Here is a 25,312-nt window from a genome sequence, read left to right as displayed (position 1 = left end):
GGATACATGTTTGGCATGAAACTGCACGCGGATTTTGCGGAGCAGGCACTTCGCCTGTAAAAATAGACTTAAAAGGAACCATTCCTGCATTGTTAAAAAGCAGTGTTGCATCATCTGGAACAAGCGGTGAACTCGCTACTCTATCATGATTTTTTGATTCAAAAAATCTTAAAAATTCTTCTCTAATATCCATAAACGTATCTCTTGCTATAAAATTGGGCGATTATATCTAAAAATAGCACTTTAACTCTTTAAAGAGAGACTCTTTTACTTTTTATGGCACCTTGAACAGAGCCCCATTGCACTCTCGCTCTGCAAAAGAGAGGGGGCATTTGAGACATGCGGATTGTGGCAACTTACACAGCTCAAATCCTTTCCCTCCCTAGAAGGGTCTTTTACATTATGCGTCGGATGTGCCTTTCTTCCAAATGTTTTAACAATATGCACACCCTCAATCTTCTCTTTATGACATCCTGTACAAAGTTCCCAAGCCGGTTTTCTCAAATAGAACTCACTTGGTGATGAGTGTGAATTGTGGCATCTGTTGCATCTTCCCGACTCTGCGGGTTCATGATGAAACCTCTTTTTACTCCACTCCTCTTTGTGCTTTTTATGGCAAGAGAGACAAATCTCTTCTATGGGGTCTGGAACACTATATTTTGTCTTGGCATTGTCTGTTTGATTAAACGCGCCGACATTACCGTTGTGGCAGGAGGTGCAGAGCCAGTTGATTGAGGGTGCATGCGAATGCTCATCTCTGTTTATCTTTTTATGACACTCGTAACAGTTGGATTTTGTAATATCCTCAAATGCTACGCCCTCAACCTCGTTAACGCTCATGTCGTGGCATTTTGAGCAAATCTTCTCATTCTCATCGTTATGAAAATAGCTTTTGTTATAATCTTTGGGCGGGTATCTATACTCCTTGTCGACCTGTGATGTTAAAAAAAGCTCTTTTGTCTCCTCTTTTACCACTTTGCCCTCTTTATACCCGACGACCTTGAGGCTGTTCTCTCCGAGATGCAAATTGACGCTTTTGCAGTAGTGCGAACGTTTTGGATTGACTTCAAGGGTAACTGTCTCGTTTGCGTCATTTGATATAACAAGAGAGTCAACTGCGGCAAAATCGGCTTCAACAACCACTGAAGCAAGACTCTCCTCTTTTATCTCTTTATCATATGGGTTTACGATGGTAAATGCCTCTGCCTCACTCAAAAAGAGCAGCAGAAAAAGGGTTGCAAAAGTTCTCATTTTTTCACCTCATCAAATCTCTTTTTTAGAAAAAACGGGCGATTTGAGGCGTGAGGTGTATGGCACTCTATACATAAGTCTCCATAGCTTGTGCCCGCACATGCTGAATTTTTACTCTCTCTTGCTTTAATGTGCTTATCTTTATGGCATCCAAGGCATATCTCATTTACATCTTTGCGGATAAACATATTGTAGGGAGCTGAGTGCGGATTGTGGCACTTGTCACAGTGTCCCGCATCTAAAGGCTCATGGCGATATTTCGCGCTGCTCCAAAGCTCTTGATTCTCTTTATGACACTCAAAACATGCGGCATCCATAGGCTCTTTAGTCAAATATTTTGATGCACCCTTTCTGCTCTGTTTATGACAGCTTGTGCATAACCAGTTTGCCGAAGGAGCATGCGCATACTTCTCCCTGTTTATGTTTTTGTGACATCCATAACAGTTTGATTTAGTAACATCCACAAATGCAATATTCTCAACCTCATTTACGCTCATATCGTGGCATTTCGAACATAACTTCTCATTCTCATCATTATGAAAATAGCTTTTTTTATAATCTTTTGGCGGATATCTAAACTGATGATAGAGTTGTGAGGAGACATAAACACTTCTGCTCTCTTCACTCACTAAGGCACTCTCTTTATATGCGCGTACAAGAACCCTGTTTTCGCCAAGACCAAGAGAGATATTTACACACGCCGTATTCTCAGACCTGCTTAAATCTAGACTCTTCATATCGGGGAATACGCCCACTTCTACAGCATCAATGTGCTTCTTATCAATGCCCAAAACGACATTTAGTGTCAGTTCGGTTTGAAGAGTGTTCTCTTTTGGAGTGATTATCTGCACAAAAGAGCCCTCTGCAAAAGCGCTCATAAAAAATATAGAGAGAGTCAATACGGCTTTTGCAAAGAGATTAAGAGGTCTCACTTTCCGATACCTTTTGGATTCACACGGTCATAAGCGAACTCTTTATGACAAGCAGGTGCACAGGAACCTCCCTCTGGGGTCTCAATAAATCTGAGCGGGAACTTGATCCCGTTAAAGTCCGTATAGTCGCGAATAAGATGCGAGTATTTAGAGGCGTGCTCGTCGTGACAAGCTCTGCATGAGCGCCCTTTTCTGTCATTTACGTGCAGATGGTGCAGATTGACCTCTCCATCCCTAAATGCCGTAATATTGTGCTCATCAGATGCTATGAACTGCTTGGTTATCTTTTTCTCGCTGTGACACTCAAAACAGAAGAAATCTTTATTCTCCAGATTGGCATAAAAATTCTTTGTAAAGGACTTTCTCAGTATGCTAAAGTTGTCTGAACCGTGCGGGTCGTGGCAGGCTGAACACCCGCCCTCTTTTTTGACATCTTTTATAGGTTTGTGCCAGTTCGGGTTCTCATCCAGATGTTTTTTCATATTCATCAGCATTCCGCCGTCCTCATCAGACTTAACCTCTTTGTCATGACAGCTCAAACATAGGGCAACAGGCTCTTTGTTTAGGAGTTTCTTCTCCTTTGTCGCATGCGGGTTATGGCACTCAAGACATCTCTTTTTGCTTGTGTTTACACCGCCATGCTTGAAGTTGGAGTGCGCCGTTTTCTCGCCTACCTCATCATGGCAGTCAAGGCAGAGATCCATTTTGGCATCCATATAGAGGAGCGATTTATGATCAGCCGTATGGGCATCGTGACACTCCAGACAGCTTTTCTCAACTATCGGTTTGTGCTTTGTCTCCAAGTTCATATCGACAAAGAGTTTTTTTGCTTTTGCTTTAAACGTACTCTTTTTGTCGTGACACTTCATACAGAGATCGTTTGTCGACTCTGCCTTTAGGAGCATCCTGATGTTTGACTGATGCGGATCATGACAGTCGGTACATCTTCCGTCCTTTACGGGCAGATGGTCAAACTCTTTTGTATAGCGGGTTTTATGGCACTCATAGCAGACATCGGCAATCTCTTTTTGGACAAGCGCCCCCGGCTTTTTGCTGCTTGTATCGTGACAAATCTGGCAAGCTCCCATCTTAAATGGCTGATGCAGATACTGCTTTAGAGGCTTAAACTTATCTGGAAGATCCTCTAACTTAACAATCTTTGCCTCTCTTGGGTGAGTTTTGTTATGCTGCGGCTTCTCCTCATCCCTTATCTCATCTGCTTTTATCTGAGCCGGTGCCATAGGCGTTTTAGAGGCAGCCAACTCCTTTTTCTTATCTATAGAGCTTTTTATCTCTTTTGATATTTTTGAGATATTTATCTCTTTGAGTTCATCATCACTTATAACTATATCTACATCTTCGTAAGCATGTTTCGCATTTTTCATCGCTTCTGCTATATTGCCAACAACAACGACAAGACGACCAAACTTCTCGCCGACGCTGTATGTCTGAAAAAGATATGCAAAAATAGAGAGTAGAACCAATGCACCCAATAACTTCGAGATATTTTTTTTCAAATTAGCGCCTTTTACTCTATAAACTCGCCGACCGGGCACTTCTGCTCACTCACCTTATCACGAAGGAGCTTCTCTCTGTCTGCATGGTGCGGATTGTGGCACTTGTTACAATCAAGCGCTTCCATTCTCTCATCAATCTTGGACTCAGGTTCGTGACACTTAAAGCAGAGTTCAGAGACGCTTCTGGTAATAATGGCTGCAGGCTTAGAGCGTTTTGGCGCATGACAAACTCCGCAAGCTCCCATGTTAAAGGGCGGATGTCCGTACTTTTTAAACGGTTTCAAAGCCTTTGGCAGCTCTTTTTCATCTATTTCGCTAGTAGAGCCCGTATTTGCCTCTATATACTCTTTGTCCATAAGCTCCAGTGAGCGAGGATCTCCATGAGGAGCATTTGCAAGAGAGATTGCAATGTTTTTTGATACTGTGCCCAAACGCCCCAGTTTTTCAGCAACGCCCAAAACAACGAAGAGTATTGCAACCAAAGCAACGATACCGACTATTATAGAGATTTTAATATATTTTTTTTCCATCATCATCCCCTAATGCTCTACGTTCTCTTCTTCATCCATAACCTCGCTAGGTCTTGGAGGAAGATGTTTTTCCAGCTGGTAATGCCCTACATGTTTGTGGCAGTCCACACACTTGGCGCTCTCTTTCTTTCCATCATCTCCGCTTACAACAAGTTTTTTGGCGAAGTATGCTTTATGCGCAGTAAATGCTTTCTTGTTGGGTCTTGTACCAAGCAACAGGTTCTCATGACAATGAAGACAAGCAGAATCGTAGACCCAGTTGCGTCTCTCCTCACGCTTCTCATGCCAATCTATCTTTGAGGTATCGTGAGTAGTCTCTACCCAGACATCCCAAAGCCCTGTTCTTACCTTCTGCACCAAATAACCAGCCGTCGATTTATGAGGGAGATGGCAATCAGCGCAAGTCGCCATTATACCACTCTCCCCATAACCTCCGTGGACACTGTTTCTATACGCCTCAGCCATCGGTTTCATCGAGTGGCATGAGCCGCAAAAATTTACGTCAGATGTATGCTTAACAGCAACAACCGTAAAAAAAGATGTCCCCATCCCTATAAGCACCCCTGCTACTACTATACCTACTATTGCCATCAGACCAAAAGAGTATCTTCTCTTTGTCTCTTTCATATCTTTAATTATCACTTTTTCTTCTTCCATTTTATATATCCTTCCTGCAATTATTAAACTTTTTTGATTAATTTAAACTAAATAATTATCAAAAGAATAAATTTTGTTTGAATGTGATTTATTTGTGATGTTTTCCTCTGAAATTCTAATAATAAATATAATGTTTTTATATAACAATCTCTCTTTTAATAATAAATAATTATTATGCACACTGAGAAAATTATAGGCACTTATTTAAGAAATAAATTTGATAACAGCTGATATAATAACCCAAATTGTGAAGCAATTATACAAAGGGATAAGAATGAAAAAAGTACTCTTTACTATTATTTTAAGCTTTTCGCTGACCGTAAGTTGGGCGATGGCTGCAGAAAAATTCGACATGAACAAAAAAGCTTTTATGTCTGTAAAAGTAAAAGCCGACAAGGGTGATGCAAATAGTCAATTTGCACTTGGCGGAATGTATTATCAGGGAATCGTTACAAAAAAAGATCATGCTATGGCGGCGAAAATGTACCACAAAGCTGCAGATCAGGGTCACATAAAAGCTATGTATAACCTTGCCGTTATGTACCATAAGGGTGATGGAGTAACTCAGAACGACGAGGAGGCTATCTCCCTTTTTACTAAAGCCGCAAAGAGCGGAGACCAAAAATCAGCTCTTCATCTAGCAGATCTCTACTATAAAGGCGAAGGCACGCAGAAAAATTATGCAAAAGCATTTCCTCTTTACAAGCAGGTTGCAGATGCGGGTTATCCGTTGGCACAAAGCAAAGTGGGTCTGATGTACAAACATGGAACAGGCGTCAAAAAAGATCTTGAAAAAGCAAAAGAGTACCTAAGCAAGTCTGCGATGCAGAGCTGTGGAGATGCGCAGTATATACTTGGCAAGATGTATCTTGAAGGAGATGGCGTAGAGATGGACAAAGAGGAGGCTGAATCTCTTCTAAAAGAGGCATATCTTAATGGTCACTATGAAGCCAAAGAGATTTTAGACCGCGAACAGTGGGAAGCAGAGCCTCATACCGTAACACTGCCTCAGGAGTAAACTATGAAAAAAACAGTACTTATTCTAATCTCGATTGTTGCTGTTGCCTCTGCAACGCAGCTATTTGATAGATGCGGCACATGTCATGGTAAAAAAGGAGAGAGACACTCTCAAAACCTGACTAAAAGTATTGCGGGCATGAACGCAAAAGATGTAACGACGATACTAAAAGAGTATAAAGCAGGGACGAGAGACACATACGGACTCGGAAGCATGATGCATGGGCAAGCCAAAAAACTCTCGAGTGCAGATATAAAAGAGCTCTCGGAGTATATCGCATCTCTTCCTCCAATAGTTGAAGTTGCGACAAAACCTAAACTTACAAAAGATATGACGACAGAAGAGATCTTTGCAAAATGTGCAATATGCCACGGTCAAAAAGGCGAGAAAAAATCGCTCGGTGTCAGCAGACCCATCGCTGGAATGAGCGCTGTTGAAGTCGTTAAAGATTTAAAAGAGTATAAAGCAGGTACAAGAAGTACTTACGGTCAAGGTGCCATGATGAAAGGTCAGGCTACAAAGCTGAGTGATGATCAGATGAATGCTATTGCCATCTTAATTGAAGCACTTCCTCCTGTTAAGACACAAGAGCAAAAAAAAGCCGAAGAGAGAGCAAAAAAAATAACTCAGGAGGAGATAGATTACAATAACTTTATGGAAGAGTACTTTAGAACAAGCAAAGACCCAAATGAAACATTTGAAGCAGCAAAAAAGAGATATGAAGAGCATAGAAAAATATTAAAGGAACAAAATGAACAAAATATCAGTAGCAATTAGTGTTGCCGCACTCTTAATGTACGGATGCAGCGACAAGCCAAAAGAGCAAGAGCAAAGCAGTGCGACTCAGCAGAGCCAAAGCGCAACAACTCCTGCAAGCGGAACAATTTACGGTGCAAATGCACAACAAACAGAAGCAGCGGCACCATCAGAAGGTGATGTCCAGCTAAATACTAAACATGTGGCAAACGTTCTTGAAACTATAAACGGAGGCGGTTATACATATGCCAAAGTTAATGAGGATGGAAATGTATACTGGATAGCAGGACCTCAAACAAACATCGCTGCAGGAACTAAAATCTCATTTTTAGAGCAGATGGTAATGAGTGATTTCACAAGCAAATCTCTTAATAAACACTTTGAGCAGCTTGTTTTTGTAAGCGCTATTGTGCCGGCTGATGGATCTGCATCAACTGCACATGAACAAACACTAACTCTTGATGATGCCCATGCAAACTGTGACCACTCCAAAGAGGAAGCAGCATCTATGCAGATGCAGCAAGATGCTCCAGCTGTCGTACCTGTCGCTAAAAATGCAGACGGTTACACTATAGAAGAGCTCTATGCAAAAAAAGATACACTTAAAGACAAAAACATAAAACTCAATGCAAAAGTGGTAAAAGTATCTAAAAATATTATGGGTAAAGATTGGATACATCTCCAGGATGGCTCAGGAGCTTCGGGAATGGATGATATTATCGCTACGGCTGCTAACTCAACAGTGCAAGTAGGAGACACTGTTACGGCAACGGGAACTATAAAAACCGATGTCGATTTAGGATACGGATATAACTTTCCGGTTCTTATTGAAGAGGCTAAGTTTACCTCTTTATAACATATTTGACATCTTTTTTAAAAGATGTCAAACCTCACTATTTCTTTAGCGGAAAATCTTTAAAAAGCTCAGATATAACTTTGCTTAAATACTCACTCTTCTCTTGCTGCGTATAATCTTTTGAGAGCTCATCTCTTGCTATTCCCTGCCAAACGACTCTATTTTCTTTGACATTAAAAACCTCTAGGATTAACCTGCCCTCTTCATACTCATTTGTAGTTGTTGTAACCCTGACATCAGGCTCCATAACCATTGCACCGGAGACATAAGTTCCTGGGTATGTGCCTATTGGTCTGATAGCTCCAAGATACATATATGGAACAGGTCTAATGCCTATGGTTTCATAGTTTGTCTCTACTTGAGACTTCTGCTGAACATCAAGATGCATTATGACATAGAAATCTGCAGCGCTTTTCTCTACGTTTTCATAGCCTTTGTTCTTCATATAGGCAGTTAAGAGTCTGCTTATTCTGTCTCTGCTGAAATCTCTTCCGTCATTTTGGTTTTTATAGACAACCGCAAATGATGACAAAGCAGAGAAATCATGCTCATCGTCATAATCTACTTGAACCTCTAAAGTAGAACACCCACTCATAAACATAGCTGCTGCCATCGCAATAAACCATTTTTTCATATCAATACTCCTTTTAAATTTATTTAACAACTTGACTATTTAAATAATCATTGATAAATCCAAGAGTATTAAAACTATTGCCATCAATAGCTCCATACCTTGATTTATATATTTCTGATAACAGATTCAAATCTGTTGCAGGCTCAGAATTTGCGGAAATCTCAACCAACTGCTCTTTTGATAGAGCAAAATAACCCATTAAATCTTCTGGCTCATCTATGTTATGATACGTAAAAACAGCCCTTGCCTCTGAATGATTTATCTCTTTTAGTACAAATTCTCGGTTTATATTTATCGGCATGTTTGAGCCAAACATTAAAAAATCTCTTGTATTAACGTTTACAAAACTGACTACATAAGTAAATGTATCCGTATATGCTTTTATTATACTCTTTAAGGTGGCAATATCAATCATAAATAGAGGCACCCACTGCCCATTTATACCATTTTGTGAAAGCTTAGATTTTACTATTTCAAAAAAATCTCTATTCATTATATTTGAAGAACCCCTAAGCCATGGATGAGACGGTTGTGAGACTATAATATCATAAGTTCCTTTTGATATTAAAAGGCTGTAACGTGCATCATTAATAGTAATATTTACTCTTTTATCATTGTCTGTCGGCAGCCTGTTGTTATAAAGTGTTCGAACTGCATCCAATACTGCAGGTTCTATCTCAACTACGTTAATACTCTCCAATTCACTCATGCTCAAACCCATAAGTGTTGTGCCTCCGCCATAACCAACAACAAAAGCCTTTTTGGCGTCAGGATTTAACATTAGCGGTATTTTCCCCAATAAAAACTCGCTTAAAAGCATATTCTCACTGTTGCAAACATCTATCCAAGATTCGTTTAACCCATTATTGAAAATTTTTACAATGCAAGGATTATCATCATTGCTTAATAGCCCTATAACGCCACTTTCTCCCTCTTTTATGTAGTGAATTGTACTCTTTTGCGAATAAGCTTTTGAATCACGACTGATTACTATCTCAACCATTTTTCTATAATCCAAATGAGGTAAAAAAAAGTTCATAGCAAAGGCGACAGAAAAAAATCCTACAAAATATAAAAAGGCATTTTTAACAGCGTTGCTTTTTATAAAAATAAACGATGAAAGCAGAACAATAAATGCAGCGGCGCTCAGTAAAACATCAGTTGAAAAATATGGGATAATCCAAAAACCTGCAACTATTGAACCCATAATTCCGGCAATAATATTTACAGAGTATGCTTTACCGACATTAGCATGAAGGGTATCGATATTTGGGGAGTAGTATTGAAGCGCCAAGGGGAAAAGCAGACCAAACATGGCGGTTGCCGGCAATAAGATCAAGAACATAACAAAATATTTGCTCCATCTGTAAGCAAACGCACCAACTTCTAAAGTGTTTAACTGCTCATATATCTCTGGAAAAGCTCCCAATCCGGCTCTGGCACCAAGAAGCGCTAAAGCAAGTAAGATTAACCCAAAAAAAAGAAGCTTCTCGGTCTCTATTTTTGAAATAATTTTTAATTTTGCAATAAATGAGCCTATTGTTATACCTGCAATAAACATGGCCAAAATCATGGAAAATCCATAAATAGTATTTCCGGTATATACTATAAGAAATTTCATCCAGCCTACTTCAGTAGCCAATGCAGTAAAACCTGTTATAAATAGAACAAATAGCGCATTTTTGTTTGTTTTTGCAGTATTACTAAACAATCTTTGCTGCACTTTAAAAGAACTATTAAAATGCCCCAATAGAGCCACTCCGGCTACAGCAATAGAGATATTAAGCATTACAGCTACATATAAAGTACCGTCTAAAGCAAAATTTGGAATAAGGTAAAAACCTGAAGATATTGCCCCTGCAACTGCTCCAAGACTATTAAATGCATAAAAATGAGCAAGTTTTTGACCTACCTCTTTTTTATTGTGAACAGCTACAGCCACTATAAGCGGAAATGTAGTTCCTATTAAAAATGTAGGAATAAACAGTATTGCAGTTACAACGAAAAATTTTATCCAAACTCCTGCTTCAACAATAGGGAGCAGCGATATAAAATAATCAAGATTCAAGAGAAGAGGCAATATCAAGATTGCACTTAATGCAATTCCCGCTTCAACTACAATATATACCTTTAGCGGATTTTTAAATTTTTTTATTAGTGAAGCAGCAAAATAACTGCCCACTCCAAGACCGAGGAAAAATACCGATAAAACTATACTGATTGATACAGATGTAGAACCGATACTAAGGGTTAGAAGGCGGACCCAAAGTACCTGATATATAAGAGCAGAGGCTCCTGAGAGAAGTAGAAAAATTGAGAGAGTCCAATCAACCATCGACAAGGAGGCTTTACTTGAATCTTCTATAGAGAGTTGTCTAAATTGTTTCAAGTATATGCCTGTTTGTCATAGTTATTTTTTCTCATTCTCTTTAATGGGCTTTACCTTAACCAACTTGTCGCGGTTAAACGATGCCGCAACAACTACAAGTGCAATAACGGCAATAACGTAGTATATCCACTCCGGAATCGGAACCGGATCACCTGCTGCGTATGAGTGCATACCCGAGAGGTAGTAGTTAACGCCAAAATAGGTCATAATGACCGAAGAGTACGCGATAACCGATACCACATTATATAAAAAGTTAGACTTTAGCATAGGCACAAAGCGCATGTGTGTCGCAAAGACATAAACCGCTATAGTTACTATTGTCCATGTCTCTTTTGGGTCCCATCCCCAGTAGCGTCCCCACGATTCGTTTGCCCAGACGCCGCCTATGAAATTTCCAATAGTTAAGAGAGAGAGTCCCACTATCATAGACATCTGGCTTATGCGTGCCGACTCCATTATATTAACGCTAATCTGCTCACGCTTCTTCTCGTTGCCAAGCATTATATAAAATATAAGCGATATAAATCCAAGAAGCGTGCTAAGCCCCAAAAAGCCATAACTTGCGGTTATAACAGAGACATGTACCGTCAGCCAGTTTGACTTTAGAACCGGTACCATTGTTGTTATCTGTGGATCAAGCCAACTTAGATGCGCTACAAAAAGTGTAATTCCCGCAAAAATACCGGTTGTCGCTACGGCAAGCTCAGAAGATCTTGCAAACAAAATACCCGCCAAGATAATACTCCAAGAGATATAGAGCATAGCCTCATATCCGTTGCTCCAAGGAGCATGTCCAGCCACATACCATCTAAGCCCTAGAGCAAACGTATGAACCACAAAAGCCACCACAAACAGAACAAGAATAACACGCATGGTAGTTGTCAGGTTTAAGTTTGGTTTTGCCAAACGAACAAATATAAGCACAAGCAAAATAAGTCCCGAGAAAAGATAAATAGGGTATAGACGCTCAAACAGTTTAAGCTTGTTGTAGAGCAGCTCCGCCTTTACAACAGTGTTGTTTGCTATTAGATCAGGATTAATTTTGCGCTGATACTCTTTTATGTCATCTATGGCTTTATCGGCACCGCTCCAATCACCATTTTGCAGACCGTTTGATAGCCCCGTAGAGTTGTTTCTAAGAAGATTTAAAACCTCTTGAGCAGCTTCGGGAGGGAAGGTTTCGAGTGCCTCTTGCGGGTAGTACCATTTTTTACTCGCATCTCCCTTTAGAGGAAATACTTTCATAAAACGGCCTGAATATACCATATAGGCAACATTTACCCTCTCATCAAGCTTGATAAGCTCTTTTTCAAACGTGCCTCTCTCTGCTGGGAGTTTTCTAAGCGCCTCTTCTGCGTGAGCGCCAAGTATATACTGACCAAATTTGTCAAACGCTCTTTCGTAGGCAAAAGCGTTTTGGGACTCTTGCAGACCAAGAATGCTTCTTAGCTTAGGGTGAGCCACTTTTATCATATCGACTAGCTTCCACGCTTCTGGGTTTGTTGCCATACCGAGTATTATCTGGTTATGACTTTGCCCAAAGAGAGTGTTTTTGCCCGTTATCTTATTTAGATACTCCATAGTCAAAGTATCAAGCGGCTTTATCCTTCCATCATGGCTCTGAACAAGCAGAGTTCCAAAGTGCTCAGCGTGAGATTTCTCTATCTTTTTAATACTATCCGCATCATCTGATGATGCTGCTAGAGGTGTGCCGCTAAAAATAGAGAGCGCAAAAAACAGAGCAGCAGCCCAAGCCGAAGCCTTATACTCGTACTTCATACGTGCCAACTTTCCAAAATAACTATGCGGATTTAAAACATTCAGAACCATTCCTATAGCCAGCATTAGGTAGCCTATGTAAGTAGGCCATTTTCCAGGGTCATGATTGACTGAGAGTATAGTTCCTTTTTCATCTTTGTCATAAGATGACTGGAAGAATAGAAATCCCCCATAATCAAGAACATTATTCATAAATATTTTATAGTCCCTCTTCACACTGTTTTTTTCATCGATAAGCGTTACATAACTCTCATATGACGAAGGACTCATTGAACCTGGATATTTATCCATAACAAAATCGTTGAGCTTAAGAGCGAAGGGCAATTCAAGCACCTTTGCTCCCCACTCCAGTGTAAGCTCCATGTCTTTAAAAGCTAGAAGCTCCGTAAAGCCTTGGTAGCGCTTGCCTTTTCCCATAAGTGCGACTTCACGTTTCTCGCCCTCGTACTCTACATCTACAATAAGTGCAGAGAGAGCATTTTCATCCATCTTGAGATCTTGCTTTGCTGTTTTTCTATACTCCTCTTGGCTGATAACTTTTACCATGCCCCTCTCATAAACCTCTTTTGCAACAACCTGAACGCCTCTGACATTGTAAAGCCGTCCTGCATTAAACGGATACTCAACTCCCGCCTTATAAACTCCCTGCGATTGGTCACTCATTTCTGTCCAACCCACATCAACATTTGATACAAAAGTTATACCGTTAGAAGAGCTCGTAATGTAGAGTGCTGGCTTATGTGCCTGCACATTTTTGTCAAAATATACGCCAAGAGGTCCTACGTCAAAAGACTCTCCACTGCTTATAGAGTACCTCTCAGGTCCTTGCGGTGCCATAATGACAAGTCCGGCAATAGGCTTTCCGTTTGGATCCTCCACTACCGTCTTTACCGCTTTTGCTATAAAATCTTTATATGAGACTTCAAGCTCTTTTCCATCAATATCCAAAGATTCGCTAAAGCTTCTGCCGCCAAGTTCCGATACATAAACCACTTTATGCTTTATAAACTCTTTTTCCCCTTTTTTTGCCTCTATCTGTAAAAAAGCATCAGATGAGATCATTCTCTGTTCAGTCATGCCTTCACGAATATGCATAACTCCCTCATAACCAAAATATCTCGTCACTCCTGCGCCAAGGAGTATAATGATAAAACCGGCATGAAAAATAAATACCGGCAGCTTCTTTTTTTGGTACAGCTTAAAACGAATAATATTTCCCAAAATACTAATTCCAAGCAGTATCTGAACTGCTTCAAACCATCTGCTGGCATAAATAACCGCCCACGAGGTATTGACCCCGTAATCGTTCTCAATAAACGTACCAACGGCACTTGCAGTACCAAATATCAGAATCAAAACAACCATTAATTTCATGGAAATTAAAAACGACCAAACTTTACTAATGTAACTCATATTTTTCCTTGAGGGTGATAAAGATATTACAAAGTATTATACTACTTTGTAATATCTTACGAAATTTTAGTTTAGCACAGAGATACAACACCACGGTTAATGGGTCTCTATTTTACCTTTAGAATTTCCCCCTGATGTATCATCAAGAGGCTTCTCTTTTTTTTCTTCTACTTTAGGCTCATGTGTGTTCGGTTTTACAAAAGTCTCCTCTTGAAGATTTTCAACGGCAACTATTATCCAATGACCGTGGTGTTTTTTTAGCGTGTACTTCATCTTGTAAAAAATAGTAGTAGGTTCAAGCGCATAATTCCTCTCTACCAAGTTTGCATAGGCATAAGTCCAATTTTCCAGAGTTCTTATCGTTGCATTATCTTCATTATAGGCAATCGGAGAAAATCTAAGGTCATTTATCTCTGCTACCATGGCAAGGTTACTAAACTTCCAAGAGTCTGCCCAAACCATCAGCTTAAAATATGCCTCCTGCGAGAGCATATCTTTTAAAAGCTTTGTATCGCCGCTTTTAGTCATCTTGATGATTCCGTAGTTGTACTTTAACAGTGCATCTTTTATGCGCTTGTCGTCATTTACATTGGAAGTTGCAAAGCAAAATGGAGCCAAAAGAAAAAACAGTATTAAAATTCTCATCATTACTTCTCTCTCACGGCATTAGGTTCTGGTCGTATCCGCCATAACTAGTACCATGACACATACCGCCACCGCAAGCAGGTGCGTATGCATTTGCCCTAGTACCTACATCAAGCGGATCATACGCCTTTTTTTTCCATCCTGTCATTTTTAAACTATTTCCACCATAGTTATACGGTGCAGGAAATGTGGTATATCCTATCAATCTTGAAACAGGTGAACCGTGCGGAATAGCTACATGACACTGAACACAAGGAATAGCTGCTCTTGACATATAGCTTGTCCATCTATCATGTGGATGCCTTATGTCGTGACAGTTTTTGCATATAACACCGGTGTCTCCAGCAGTACCAATATCTGCGATTGTATAAAGTGTAGCACCGTCAGGCTTCTTCGGCCAGTACTGATTTTCCCCTTTTAGAAGATACTTCAAGTTTGAACCGTGAGGACCTTTTGGGTCTCCTCCAAGTTCGTTATCCGCACCGTGACAGTCAGAGCAGTACATAGTGTTTAGCCCAGGGTTCTCTTTCCACGGTGTCAATAGCTGAACAGTATTTAGCTCTTTTGGAACGTAACTTCCGGTACGTGCAAGCTGGTTTATAACGACGGGATGTCCCGATTTGTTATTGATGTTCATCTCCCACGCAACATCCGTTAGAGGAGTAACTCCATCGCTCGGAGAGACATATCCGCTTGTATTAATACCGTTTACCGCAGCACCTACTCCCCAGTAGGAGTGACATTTAAAGCAGATCTGGTACTCCTTCTCCGCACTCTCCATTGTCGTAAAAGTTGTCGGCTGAGTCCAAGCAGTCGGCCATGTAGGCTCAATTCCAGGAACACCCTGTAGCACGTTTGAGACAAGATTTGTCGATGTTCCCGGAGCTCCATACCATGAACCGTCAACTATATGTGTCCCCGCACGTGCACGGTGAGGATTATGACAATCCATACATACCGCATGTTTATTAGTTGCCCAATCCATACCCTTATAACCATCAGGGTCAGGATTTCCGGTTCCATAGAGTGTATCAAGATTGGTATGCTGTGTTCCCGGCAGGCTGTCTTCCGCCAAAACAGGATGTGTATATGCTCTGCTGAGAATAGACTTTATATCTTTTGCTCCGCCGACACCGTGACACGCAGCTTCAGACTCTGATGCGGCAGCACCCTGAAAACATGTCTGTTCTAACACTTGTCTGTTTAAATATCCGACTCCCTGTCCGTTATGTGGGACATGGCAGTTAGCACACCCAAGCTCTCCGACTGCACCCGTTCCGTATCTGGCAATCAGATCGGCGTCAGTATATGTAGGGGTACCGGGAGGCGACTGATGTACGCTCCCAACCCAATCAGTTTTTTCATGGCAAGAGGTGCATGTACCGACAAAATTTTGGGCATGGTTTGTTCCACTATCAAAATGTAAAAACTTGTTGTTATCTTTGTGTGGGTCATGGCAAGATGAACACTCTACATATTTTCCGCCGTATCCCGCATATTCATAAAGCTTTATGGGAGTATCGGGAGTAGCTTTTAGCTCCATAGAGCGGATTCCGCCATTACCGAAAGTTTTGCTTACGGTCGAGTCATACTCAATTCCAACAGGGTGGTGATGAGAGAGGTCTGAGCCAATAAACCCTGTCGCCGTATCTATTATTGTACCGTCGGGATTAACGCCCGCCATATCTATAACCGCTCCATCATAATCATATCTTAACTTTGAGACCGCTCCAACGGCTATAGTTCCATCATGACAACTAAGACATTGTCTTGAGAGTGCACCCGGAGTATCATTGTCTGAGCCAAGGTCTGCAGCTATTGATGGATAACCCATTCTTCTTAAATATTCACTATCGTACATCACATATTCTGTTGTAGGCATACTTCTGTTCCAAAGTGGTTTGCCAACGGGTTGTGAAAAGTGCGGCACATGGCAAAATACGCACACTTCAGTCTCACTTGTAGCTTTTGCGCTCCCGGCTCCGCTAACAGATAGATTATGCTTAGTGTTTACTATAGAAGCGGGTAGCTGAGTAAGCTCCACTAATAAAAAAGCAAACAGTGCAAAGATTAAATATCTCATTTTGAACTCCTTGTTTGTTCTGTTTTAATGAGTCTAAAAACCTGGATACGTCCATTGTTTACATCTGTGACATGTATAGCATTTTGTGATGTTATAGATATATCTTCAGGAAGAGCAAACTGACCTTTTTTGTCTCCGTAACCCCCAAGCAGCATTAAAAGCTCGCCCTCTTGGTTAAATATCTGTATATTGTTAAACATAGTATCGCTTACATAGATATTTCCATGGCCATCAAGAGCTATGCCCCTTGGAGAGCCGAAACTTCCTATCTCTTGTCCTAGATGACCAAATTTGCTTATAAAATTTCCATCTCCGTCTAGTATCTGAACACGATGGTTCATAGAGTCTGAGACATAAAGATTACCGTTACTTCCCACATCCATAAAAGTAGGTCTGTTAAACTCTCCGTCTCCTTTGCCTTTTTTGCCGATGGAGTTAAGATATTTGCCCTTTAGAGTCGTTACGTGTATCTGGCTGGAGAGCGCATCTACTATGTAGAGTTTTTGTCCATCTGTACTTACGGCAAGCCCTACCGGTCTTTGAAGCTCTTTTGGTGCAATAGTGTGGCTGAAATCACCGTCCTTTTCAAATACGAACACTTTTGCTCTTACGGAGTCGGATACATAGATATTTCCGCTCTTATCGGTTACTACATCTATGGGGTATAAAAAGTTCTCTTTTTTAGAACCCTCAACTGTAATAACTTTGCTCTTTTTTTTATCAAATATATATAGTGCCTTATGAGATATATCTGTTACATATACTCTCTCTTCATCTGCATAAGTTCCAAAAGGGGAGTAAAGCGGCTTATCCTCTTCCCCAAACAAAAAGTCAAAAGCTTTTGAAAAAAACCCTTTTTTAATCCCCAAATCTTTATAATCCCTTATGGAAGCAACGTACTCTATTTTTGCTTCATCAGGAGGCGGAGGCCACACAAGCTTTTGTGCCTCTTTGGCATAAAGAGCATCAATGCCCACAATAAAAATCAGTACATATATAAATTTTTTCATCTCTCACCCCTTCTAAAATGTTCTCGTTAACTGTACTTTAAAAATCGAACGCTCATTTTCTATAGTCCTATATACACTCTCTATTTCGCTCTTATTATACTGGTATCCCATTAAAAAACTTGTTTTTCCGGCTTTAAAAGTTAAATTTGCATTTCCGGAATGCTCAAGAGTATTATACATCTCGCTTATTCTTGCAGAAGCATCAAGCTTCCAGTTTTTAAACAGACGGTAGTTTAAATTCATCTCTGCTCTTGGGTCGACTCTGCTTGTACTTATAGTATCGCTTTTTGTATTTACGTACTCTGCTCCAACCCGAAACCCTACGCGCCCTCTAACACCAAGTCTAAAATTAAAATCTAGCGACTCCATAATATTTGCCTGTGAATAAGAGCTTTTTGTATCTCCTCCGTCAGCTGATGGTTCAGCTGACATATTGGTTTGAGTATATCTTGCAGTTATATTGTTGTTTAATATACTAAATATTCTAGATAAAAAGTATATTCCAAAGTTGTATCTCTGCTCCTCTCTATCGGTAGAGTATAGTGAGTGAAAATATCCGCTGTCGAGTGTTAAATCTGAATTAATTTTTGGGAATTTTTTCTTAGCTCTGGCGTTTAGACTAACATCATATCTCTCTGTGCTTGTTTTTGTGGAGGTACTGTTTGCGTCATAGCTGCTTTTTATATTTGAATCATTTTTTTGAACTCCCACTCTGCTTGTTAAGTTAAATGGCATATCTGAAAATATAGTTGTGTCATAGTTGTGTGTAGCATCCAAATTAACATAAGAGTTGCTCCCTTTTGAAGTCGGGCTGTCATAAAAAAAGAGCATAGCTCCTTCTGATAACGTAATTGACTCTGTCACTCTATAATTAAATCTCTGGTTAATATTTACTGAGTCAAATACATATGTTTGCCCACCTAAAGAATCACCATATTCCATGGTCGTACCAAATACGGATAGATATGCGTCATACTTTGCATCCTTTGGTTTCCAATTTAGATCTACTCCTGCATCTATCGTCTCTCTTGCATAGTACTCATCGTTTTCATAGGAAGCTCTCGAGTTGAGCGTAAAATCTTCGGATGCTCTCCATGTGTGAGACAAGTTAAGCACGTCTTTAACCTGACTAACACTGATTATCTCATCATTTATGTAGTTTTGTTCATTTTCCAATATAGAGTGCGAGTAGTTGGCTTGCATATTGTGCGCACCTTCGTTATATCTAAATGAGCTATTATAAGTGGTAGTTTTTGAATCTTGAAGCCTGTCGCTAAATTCCGCGGTGGTCTTTGTCGTTGTTGCTCCGTATGTGAACATATATGGGTTGAAGTTTAGCGAGCCTGTTGCTCCCTCACTTTGTGTTTCATACGCATAGTTTGTTGTATAAGCACTATATACCGTATTTATCGGTCTTTCCGACTTATTGGCATAGACGGTAAAGGGGAATTTTGTATCTTTTATAAAATTCAAGTTTACTTTATAATCTTTTCCGTCACTATTTTGCTTCATTGTCTCGGCATCTCTCGTAGTCTCTTCTTTATCAAGCCTGAAAAGACCTTCTATACTATAGTCAAGAAGACGCGGGCTGTAGATATTACCGGCATATCCAAGTTTATACTCCTGCAAAAAATTCTCTTTTTCACTTTCTCTTCCGCTGTTTATATAGTTATCTTCAATATACAGATAGTTAAGACTACCGTAAAAACCTCTGTCAGGATACTCGTTTGCACTCAGTTTTAGGGCTAATAAGGAGACCGTACATAACAAAAACAGAGTTTTTTTTTGCATTTTCCTATTACTTCACAATCACCGAATTTTGCGTCAACCTCTCAAGTAACTCACTCTTTCTTCTGCTCTCTTCTTTCTCTTTGAGATCCTTTGCAAGTCCCTCTTTTACCTTCTCAAACGGCAGTTGATTCGAAACAAGTTTATCTTCTACTTTTACTACAAAATATCCGATATCTTGCTCTATAATTTCACTTGTTGTGTTTATATCCATAGAAAATGCCACGTCTTCAACAGCTTTTTGGAGCCTGCCTCTATGAAGGTAGCCCATATCTCCGCCTTTGATTCTACTCATCGCCGTTGAGTATTTTGCCGCTACATCCGCAAAATCTGCCCCCTCTTGCAACTCTTGAAAAGCTTCATCAACTCTTTTCTTTGCCTTCTCTCTTCCCTCTGGATCTTCTGGGTTATTTCTGACATGTATCAGCCTAACCTTAATCTTTTCAGGCTCTTTAAACTTATACATATTTTTATTGTAGTACTCTTTTAACTCTCTATCGCTAATCTCTACTTCTATCTCTTTTTTATATAGCTTTTTTAAAATTTCATCTTTTTTAACCGCATCTCTAAAAGTAGCTTTCGTAAACCCGAGTCTTTTAATTGCATCTTCCAAGGCATCTTTTGAACCGTACCCTGCTGCAAGATTTGTCATTACTTCGTCTATTTCACTCTCTGTTATATTTATATTTTGTGATAAAGCATAACTGTAAAGAAGAGTCTTCTCTATAAGTGATTCCAAAGCCTGTTCTTGCAATTTTTTTAATTTCTCATCATTGACCGTAGAGTGAAAATATGCCTTTGGAAGAAGCTTTCCAACCTCTTTGTCTCTCTCATCTACCGATATTGCTATACCGTTTACTACTGCAACAGTAGATTCCGGTAACAATGTTTTTCCCCCAAAAAGAGATACTGCCAAAGCGGCAGTTAAAAATAATTTATTCAAAACTCAACCCTGTTTATTTTTCTGTTTTTTGTTCTATTTGATCTTGTGGAGCAGATTTTAGTTCATTATACTTTTGAGGATTTTTCTTTTTCCACTCCTCACTTACATATTGAAATGTCTGCACCCTGCCGCTAAATCCGTCAGCTATTACTATTTTGTCATTCTCATCTACATAAACACCTGTTATCAGACGAAACTGCGTGGGACCGTAGCCTCCGCCTCCAAAATACATAAGCAGATTTTTGCCGTATTCATCAAAAATCTGAATATTGTTAAAGGCGCTATCAGCTACATATATGTTGCCCTGAGTATCTATTCCAACACCCTTTGGTCTAGCAAAAGTACCTGGCTTATTGCCAACATTTCCAAATTTAGTAACAAACTTGCCCTCTTTGTCAAATATCTGCACGCGGAAATTTTGCGTATCTACCACTACGATATTTCCGTTTCTCCTGTCTACTGCAATGTTTGTAGGAAAGTTAAACTCAGCATCCCCGGTTCCTCTTTGCCCAACACTGTAGAGGTGCTCTTTTGTAGCAATATCATAAGCTTTAAACTGATGTGTCTTCGTATCGACAACATAGAGCCTGTGCAAATTTTTATCTATCGCTATTCCGGTGGGACTTGCAAAATCAAGTCTATCCCCTAAAACAAACTTCAAATTTCCGTTTATGTCGTAACCGTTTATCTTTCTCTCTCTCGAATCACTGACGTACAGATTTTTATCTTTGTCAAAAGCAATTCCAACGGGAGAAGCAAGTCTTCCTGCCGTACCATTTCCTATAAACTTAAGCTCTCTTGTTACTTCATCTATCACAAAAACAGCATCTGAACCCGTATCTGCTACATATACTTTGCCATCTTGCAGACCCACTCCGTATGGCTTAACAATGTTTGATACCTTCTTCTCGCTTTTTTTCTCGCCTAAAAAAACATCGAGTGCGTTTGAGTTATCCTCTTTTGCGCCACCCCTATAGGTAGTAAGATATAAAATCCTCGGCTCTTCAGGGTGTGGCGGAAAAATTATTGTACGCTCAACTTCAACCTCTTTTGTAGCACAAGCCTGAAAAAAAAACATTGTTATGATTTGAATGGAAAGAAAGATTATTTTCATATAAAACTCCGCCTCTGATATAATAAGAAAACATTATAACAAAGAAAGTATAATGAGAAAAGAGTCAGGTACGGGAATCCCGCAGCCTGAAAGTATTATTTATCGTGACAGCCCAGACAAAGGTAACTGTTTGTATTTGTATGACGAAGGAAGTTAACCTCGGTATCTGTTCCTTGTGTCTTTCCCCCGTTGTGTGGATCGTGACAGCTTCCACACTCAACTTGATCTCTTCCTGCTCCACGCAGCAAATCTTCAATCGTACTAGCACCTAACCATGCAGCATTGTCACCCAGTGTCGTAAGTACTGTAGCTACCGGTCTAAGACCTGCAGTGCCAGGAGTATAAACGATTGATACCGGGTGGTCGTTTGACAAGTCAGGATTACCTGTAGTCGCAGTTCCCGGAGCACCACCGATGTTACCACCGTACGTAGTCCCAAGTCCGGTTATTATATTCTTCGTACCGGCAACCGTATTCATACCCGAACCCGGAGCGTTTACTATAGAGTCTATAGCACTTACACCATCATGACAACTTAGACATGCCAACGATGGACTGGCAGGTGTCCCCGCTGTAGCTGTCCCCGCTATTGTTGAACCGTACATCGTAAATGTACCGGTCGGCGTAGCTTTATTCCACAACGGTGCACCCGTAAAAGCTGTGTTAGCCGCGTGAGGCGTATGACAATATACACATATCTCCCCGTTATCTGCAGCAGCACTGTCAAGAAGTGCATTCGTCGACAAATCATGTGGACTACCACTAATCGAACCTGCAAAAACAGATGAAAAACTAAGCATCGAAGCCGCTATCATTAGCTTTATTTTATTACTAATCATTTTGTCCCTCCCGAAATAGTATATAATTTTTTGTAATACTATCTTCTGTTACAAGTATAACGATATATTAATAAAGTAGAATTAAAAGACAATCAAAATAGCGATTGATTCAGCTTAAGTTACTTTTTGTAACCTAATTGTAAAGAAAGTGTAAAGTTGTGATATCTTTGTGATGGTGCTAACCGTTTATTTACTTCTTATGGCATCTTTGGCAGACGCTAAAGGGCATTGTCCCTTTCATGCGAAGCAAAAATATACCTGCAGAACCGTGCGGATTGTGACAGCCGCTGCAAACTAGCTCACGCCCAGGGCGAACGGGATCATCTCTGCCCTTTGTAGGATGTCCACCGTCACCGGTAGGCGCACCAAACCCTATTTGAGGTATAACATGTTTTCCGCTTGCTTTTTCCGCATGACATGTCGTGCAAAGATCCCAGATTGATTTTCTAAGAAAAAACTCGTTATCCGAGCCGTGAGGATTATGGCATCTCTCACATCTTCCGTCATTTACTGGTCCATGCCCGAACCTGTTTCTGCCCCAATCATCGACAGTGTCATGACACTCTCCGCACGTTTTTGCAATAGGATCCGGTGCTAGGTACTTTGAAGCGCCTTTGTCATGCATATTATACTCACCGAAATTGCCGTTGTGGCAACTTGTACATAACCAGTTGGCAGCCGGCGCGTGTGTGTTTCTTGTACTTATCATACCCTTGTGGCAATCATAACATGTTGTCTTTGTCACATCTTCGAGCGCCTCATTGTTTGCCGGTATATTTGATGTCATGTTATGGCAAGAGGTGCACTTGTTCTCTTGCTCATCCTTATGAAAAAATCTTAAATCATACTCTTCGACCGTATACTCATCAAGTCCCTCAAATAGTTCAGATAAAAAGTAGAGATCTCTGCTCTCTTTTTTAACCTCTTTTGAGTCTTTGTAAAGAGTTACCATAATCCTGTTTTCTCCTGGACTCAGCTCAATTGTTTTGCAGTATGTATCTTTTTTGGGCTTTACTTCTAAAATATTGGTTACATTATTATCTTGTTCTATTACTATAGTATCTGCTTCATCAAGCGTAGCGTTTATAACAAAAGTGCTGCTCTCTCCCACATAGCGTGTTTTATCTTGAGGCATTTCTATGGAAGATAAACTCTCCTCAGCATTGCCGCAGAGTGCGGCAAACAGAAGAAGCGGGAGGAGTAGAAGTTTCAAATCATCCTACTTCAGGTTGACTTTTGGCGTTACTTTATCGTAGTGACGACGAGCGTGACATGCAGGTGCACATGAACCGCCGTTTTCGGTCTCAATAAAACGAATAGGGAAATTAATCTTGCCAAACTTCGTCTTTGCTCTTAGGTGGTGCGGGTACTCTTTTGTACCGTGGAAATCGTGACATGCACGACATGAGCGTCCTTTTTCTTTGTTGACGTGAACAAAGTGCATATTACTAGAACCGTTTCTAAAGTTTGTAGCCGTTGTAGTATTCTCATCCATAATCTTCTCTTTTTCATGACACTGAAAACAGATGTAATTATCTTCTTCAAACTTCTCATAGAACGTTCTAGGAAACGGCTTGTTAAGCATACTCAGGTTGTTTGAACCGTGCGGATTGTGACATGCCGCGCAATCTCCCCAGAGTATAGGACCGTGCCAATCAGGATTGTTCTCTAAGTGCTTTCCTATGTTTAGAAGTTTATCTCCGTTTTCATCTCTTGTAAGAGACTCACTATGGCATGATAGACACAACTCTTTTGAAGTATCTTTTATCAAAAATTTAGGGTTAGTCGAACCGTGAGGGTCGTGACACTCTAAACATTTTCTAGGTCTATCAAGGGCACCATGCTTGTCGGTTACGGTACTTGTCCAAATCTCTTTGTCAACGTGACACATAACACACAGATCCTTCTTTCCATCAGCCTTTAGCTGGTAGAGATGATCTTCAGTATGCGGATCATGACAGTTGGTACACTGGTCTTTTACCGGCGGGTGAATGTTTGGAGTATCACGCAAAAAAGCGTCTTTGTCTTGATGGCACGATACACACAGCTCATTTATACTTGATGCAACCAAAAGCTTTGCATTATCGGACTCATGAGGATTGTGACATGTCGTACAAGCACCTGCTGCAACAGGACCGTGAATAAATTTTTTGGTATCTTTTGCTTCGTGACACATTGCACACAGCTCAGGTGGCTCCATTATAAGAGCCTCCTCTCCTTTTGCATCTGTATGACAAACGGTACAATCTCCCCACTCAAATGGAGGATGTTGTACTTTTTTCGGCGACTTTAACTCCGTGCCGTAAAACTTCTCAGCCTCACTTAAACCAGCTTCCTGCGCAAAAATATTTACGCAGATAAACAGCATAGCAACTACAATTTTTGATATATAAAAACGCTCAATATTCATCTTCTCCCTTTCCCCTTTTTTTAACTAACCCCGACTTAAAACGGTCTATCGTTTGCAGAAACTATATATGTTGCAAGAGCTTGCATGTCCGGATCAAAAAGTGATCTAATCTTTACAAGCTGTGGATCCATAACGGGTGCGCGAGCAGGATCAATAATAGCAGGAGCCTGCCCTCTAAGATATGAAACAAGCTCAATCTCTTTGCCCAAATAGCCTCTGGCGATTGTTGCGAGTGAGGGCCCGATGGTGTCCATATCTGCCTTGTGACATACCGCACACCCTTTTGCCTCAAATATCTCTTTGCCCTTTTGAGCACTGATATCCTGCGCCCATGAATTGCACAAAAAGAGCGCTAAAACCGAGAATCCTGCCATTGCCTTTTTCATCTAAAACACCTTGTTTTGAGTTAACTTTGAGCGATTATATCATAACTTTTTCTAATTTTAATATGAATTGATCATATTTATTTTTCCTCTTTTTGTCTCTTTTTTATACAAAAAGAAAGGTGATTGTGCCTAAATAATATATGCCAAAAAAGCCTATTAATGGGGATAGACAGCACTTTTTACTATATTTAACACATAGACAAAAAGTGCTTTTTTAACATATTTTGAATTTTATATTACAAAAAAATAATGTTTCTTTTTTAGCAGTTTCGTAACATCTAAAAGCTTATGGTTTTAGCAAATAACAACGCTTTTTATCTCACTCATCTCTTCAATAGCAAAGCGCGGACCTTCTCGTCCCA

Annotated in this window: 22 protein-coding genes; 3 read left to right on the top strand and 19 right to left on the bottom strand. The window is 40.2% G+C overall.

Annotated features, from left to right (window positions below):
- The 6 genes from IBX42_RS06740 to IBX42_RS06715 form a co-directional block, all read right to left on the bottom strand.
- Positions 1-193 (bottom strand): alanine--tRNA ligase-related protein (locus IBX42_RS06740; RefSeq protein WP_294930088.1); only part of this gene is annotated, 193 nt, incomplete at its 3' end.
- 74 nt (positions 194-267) lie between these two features.
- Positions 268-1,251: a cytochrome c3 family protein gene (locus IBX42_RS06735; protein WP_294930720.1), complete on the bottom strand. Its 984-nt coding sequence runs from the start codon at positions 1,249-1,251 to the stop codon at positions 268-270.
- Positions 1,248-2,183, bottom strand: a complete 936-nt coding sequence (locus IBX42_RS06730) for a cytochrome c3 family protein (protein ID WP_294930717.1) — start codon at positions 2,181-2,183, stop codon at positions 1,248-1,250. Before IBX42_RS06730 ends, IBX42_RS06735 begins: the two co-directional genes overlap by 4 nt.
- Positions 2,180-3,700, bottom strand: coding sequence for a cytochrome c3 family protein (locus tag IBX42_RS06725; RefSeq protein ID WP_294930714.1), 1,521 nt, complete (start codon positions 3,698-3,700; stop codon positions 2,180-2,182). The genes IBX42_RS06730 and IBX42_RS06725 overlap by 4 nt, the downstream gene beginning before the upstream one ends.
- Positions 3,701-3,711: 11 nt before the next feature.
- Positions 3,712-4,230 (bottom strand): cytochrome c3 family protein, encoded by a 519-nt coding sequence (locus tag IBX42_RS06720; protein WP_294930712.1) that lies wholly within the window; start codon positions 4,228-4,230, stop codon positions 3,712-3,714.
- A 9-nt stretch (positions 4,231-4,239) separates the two neighbouring features.
- Complete coding sequence (locus IBX42_RS06715) at positions 4,240-4,887, bottom strand: NapC/NirT family cytochrome c (protein ID WP_294930709.1); 648 nt, start codon at positions 4,885-4,887, stop codon at positions 4,240-4,242.
- Between the two features lie 274 nt (positions 4,888-5,161).
- Here IBX42_RS06715 and IBX42_RS06710 point away from each other — a divergent pair, with 274 nt between their 5' ends.
- Genes IBX42_RS06710 through IBX42_RS06700 form a run of 3 tightly spaced genes read left to right on the top strand, consistent with a single transcriptional unit; the run spans position 5,162 to position 7,517 of the window.
- A complete protein-coding gene (locus IBX42_RS06710; RefSeq protein WP_294930706.1) occupies positions 5,162-5,905 on the top strand; it encodes a tetratricopeptide repeat protein in 744 nt (247 codons plus the stop codon).
- Between the two features lie 3 nt (positions 5,906-5,908).
- Positions 5,909-6,682, top strand: coding sequence for a c-type cytochrome (locus IBX42_RS06705; RefSeq protein ID WP_294930704.1), 774 nt, complete (start codon positions 5,909-5,911; stop codon positions 6,680-6,682).
- On the top strand, positions 6,657-7,517 hold the full coding sequence (locus IBX42_RS06700; RefSeq protein ID WP_294930701.1) for a hypothetical protein: 861 nt from the start codon (positions 6,657-6,659) through the stop codon (positions 7,515-7,517). The genes IBX42_RS06705 and IBX42_RS06700 overlap by 26 nt, the downstream gene beginning before the upstream one ends.
- Positions 7,518-7,554: 37 nt before the next feature.
- Here the strand turns inward: IBX42_RS06700 and IBX42_RS06695 are convergent, their stop codons facing one another.
- The 13 genes from IBX42_RS06695 to IBX42_RS06635 form a co-directional block, all read right to left on the bottom strand.
- The gene (locus IBX42_RS06695; protein ID WP_294930698.1) at positions 7,555-8,151 is read right to left on the bottom strand and encodes a DUF4136 domain-containing protein; all 597 of its coding nucleotides are present in this window, start codon (positions 8,149-8,151) and stop codon (positions 7,555-7,557) included.
- A gap of 19 nt (positions 8,152-8,170) precedes the next feature.
- Complete coding sequence (locus IBX42_RS06690) at positions 8,171-10,540, bottom strand: fused MFS/spermidine synthase (RefSeq protein WP_294930695.1); 2,370 nt, start codon at positions 10,538-10,540, stop codon at positions 8,171-8,173.
- A gap of 21 nt (positions 10,541-10,561) precedes the next feature.
- The gene (gene ccsA, locus IBX42_RS06685; protein ID WP_294930692.1) at positions 10,562-13,732 is read right to left on the bottom strand and encodes a cytochrome c biogenesis protein CcsA; all 3,171 of its coding nucleotides are present in this window, start codon (positions 13,730-13,732) and stop codon (positions 10,562-10,564) included.
- A gap of 96 nt (positions 13,733-13,828) precedes the next feature.
- Positions 13,829-14,380, bottom strand: coding sequence for a hypothetical protein (locus IBX42_RS06680; protein ID WP_294930689.1), 552 nt, complete (start codon positions 14,378-14,380; stop codon positions 13,829-13,831).
- A gap of 10 nt (positions 14,381-14,390) precedes the next feature.
- On the bottom strand, positions 14,391-16,460 hold the full coding sequence (locus IBX42_RS06675; RefSeq protein ID WP_294930686.1) for a cytochrome c3 family protein: 2,070 nt from the start codon (positions 16,458-16,460) through the stop codon (positions 14,391-14,393).
- A complete protein-coding gene (locus IBX42_RS06670) occupies positions 16,457-17,470 on the bottom strand; it encodes a 6-bladed beta-propeller (protein WP_294930684.1) in 1,014 nt (337 codons plus the stop codon). The genes IBX42_RS06675 and IBX42_RS06670 overlap by 4 nt, the downstream gene beginning before the upstream one ends.
- A gap of 12 nt (positions 17,471-17,482) precedes the next feature.
- Positions 17,483-19,261 carry a hypothetical protein gene (locus IBX42_RS06665; RefSeq protein ID WP_294930681.1) on the bottom strand — a complete coding sequence of 593 codons (1,779 nt, stop codon included), beginning with the start codon at positions 19,259-19,261 and terminating at the stop codon, positions 17,483-17,485.
- Positions 19,262-19,268: 7 nt separating this feature from the next.
- Positions 19,269-20,201 (bottom strand): peptidylprolyl isomerase, encoded by a 933-nt coding sequence (locus IBX42_RS06660; RefSeq protein ID WP_294930678.1) that lies wholly within the window; start codon positions 20,199-20,201, stop codon positions 19,269-19,271.
- Positions 20,202-20,214: 13 nt separating this feature from the next.
- A complete protein-coding gene (locus tag IBX42_RS06655; RefSeq protein ID WP_294930675.1) occupies positions 20,215-21,315 on the bottom strand; it encodes a 6-bladed beta-propeller in 1,101 nt (366 codons plus the stop codon).
- A gap of 95 nt (positions 21,316-21,410) precedes the next feature.
- Complete coding sequence (locus IBX42_RS06650; RefSeq protein WP_294930672.1) at positions 21,411-22,154, bottom strand: cytochrome c3 family protein; 744 nt, start codon at positions 22,152-22,154, stop codon at positions 21,411-21,413.
- Between the two features lie 190 nt (positions 22,155-22,344).
- On the bottom strand, positions 22,345-23,367 hold the full coding sequence (locus tag IBX42_RS06645) for a cytochrome c3 family protein (RefSeq protein ID WP_294930668.1): 1,023 nt from the start codon (positions 23,365-23,367) through the stop codon (positions 22,345-22,347).
- A gap of 6 nt (positions 23,368-23,373) precedes the next feature.
- Positions 23,374-24,564 (bottom strand): cytochrome c3 family protein, encoded by a 1,191-nt coding sequence (locus IBX42_RS06640; RefSeq protein WP_294930666.1) that lies wholly within the window; start codon positions 24,562-24,564, stop codon positions 23,374-23,376.
- Between the two features lie 35 nt (positions 24,565-24,599).
- On the bottom strand, positions 24,600-24,950 hold the full coding sequence (locus IBX42_RS06635; RefSeq protein ID WP_294930664.1) for a c-type cytochrome: 351 nt from the start codon (positions 24,948-24,950) through the stop codon (positions 24,600-24,602).
- Between the last annotated feature and the right edge of the window lie 362 nt (positions 24,951-25,312).

The sequence above is a fragment of the Sulfurimonas sp. genome, from assembly GCF_014859695.1.
Lineage (GTDB): Bacteria > Campylobacterota > Campylobacteria > Campylobacterales > Sulfurimonadaceae > Sulfurimonas.
Note: the sequence above shows the minus strand (reverse complement) of the source record. Positions and strands in the feature narration are given on the sequence as shown.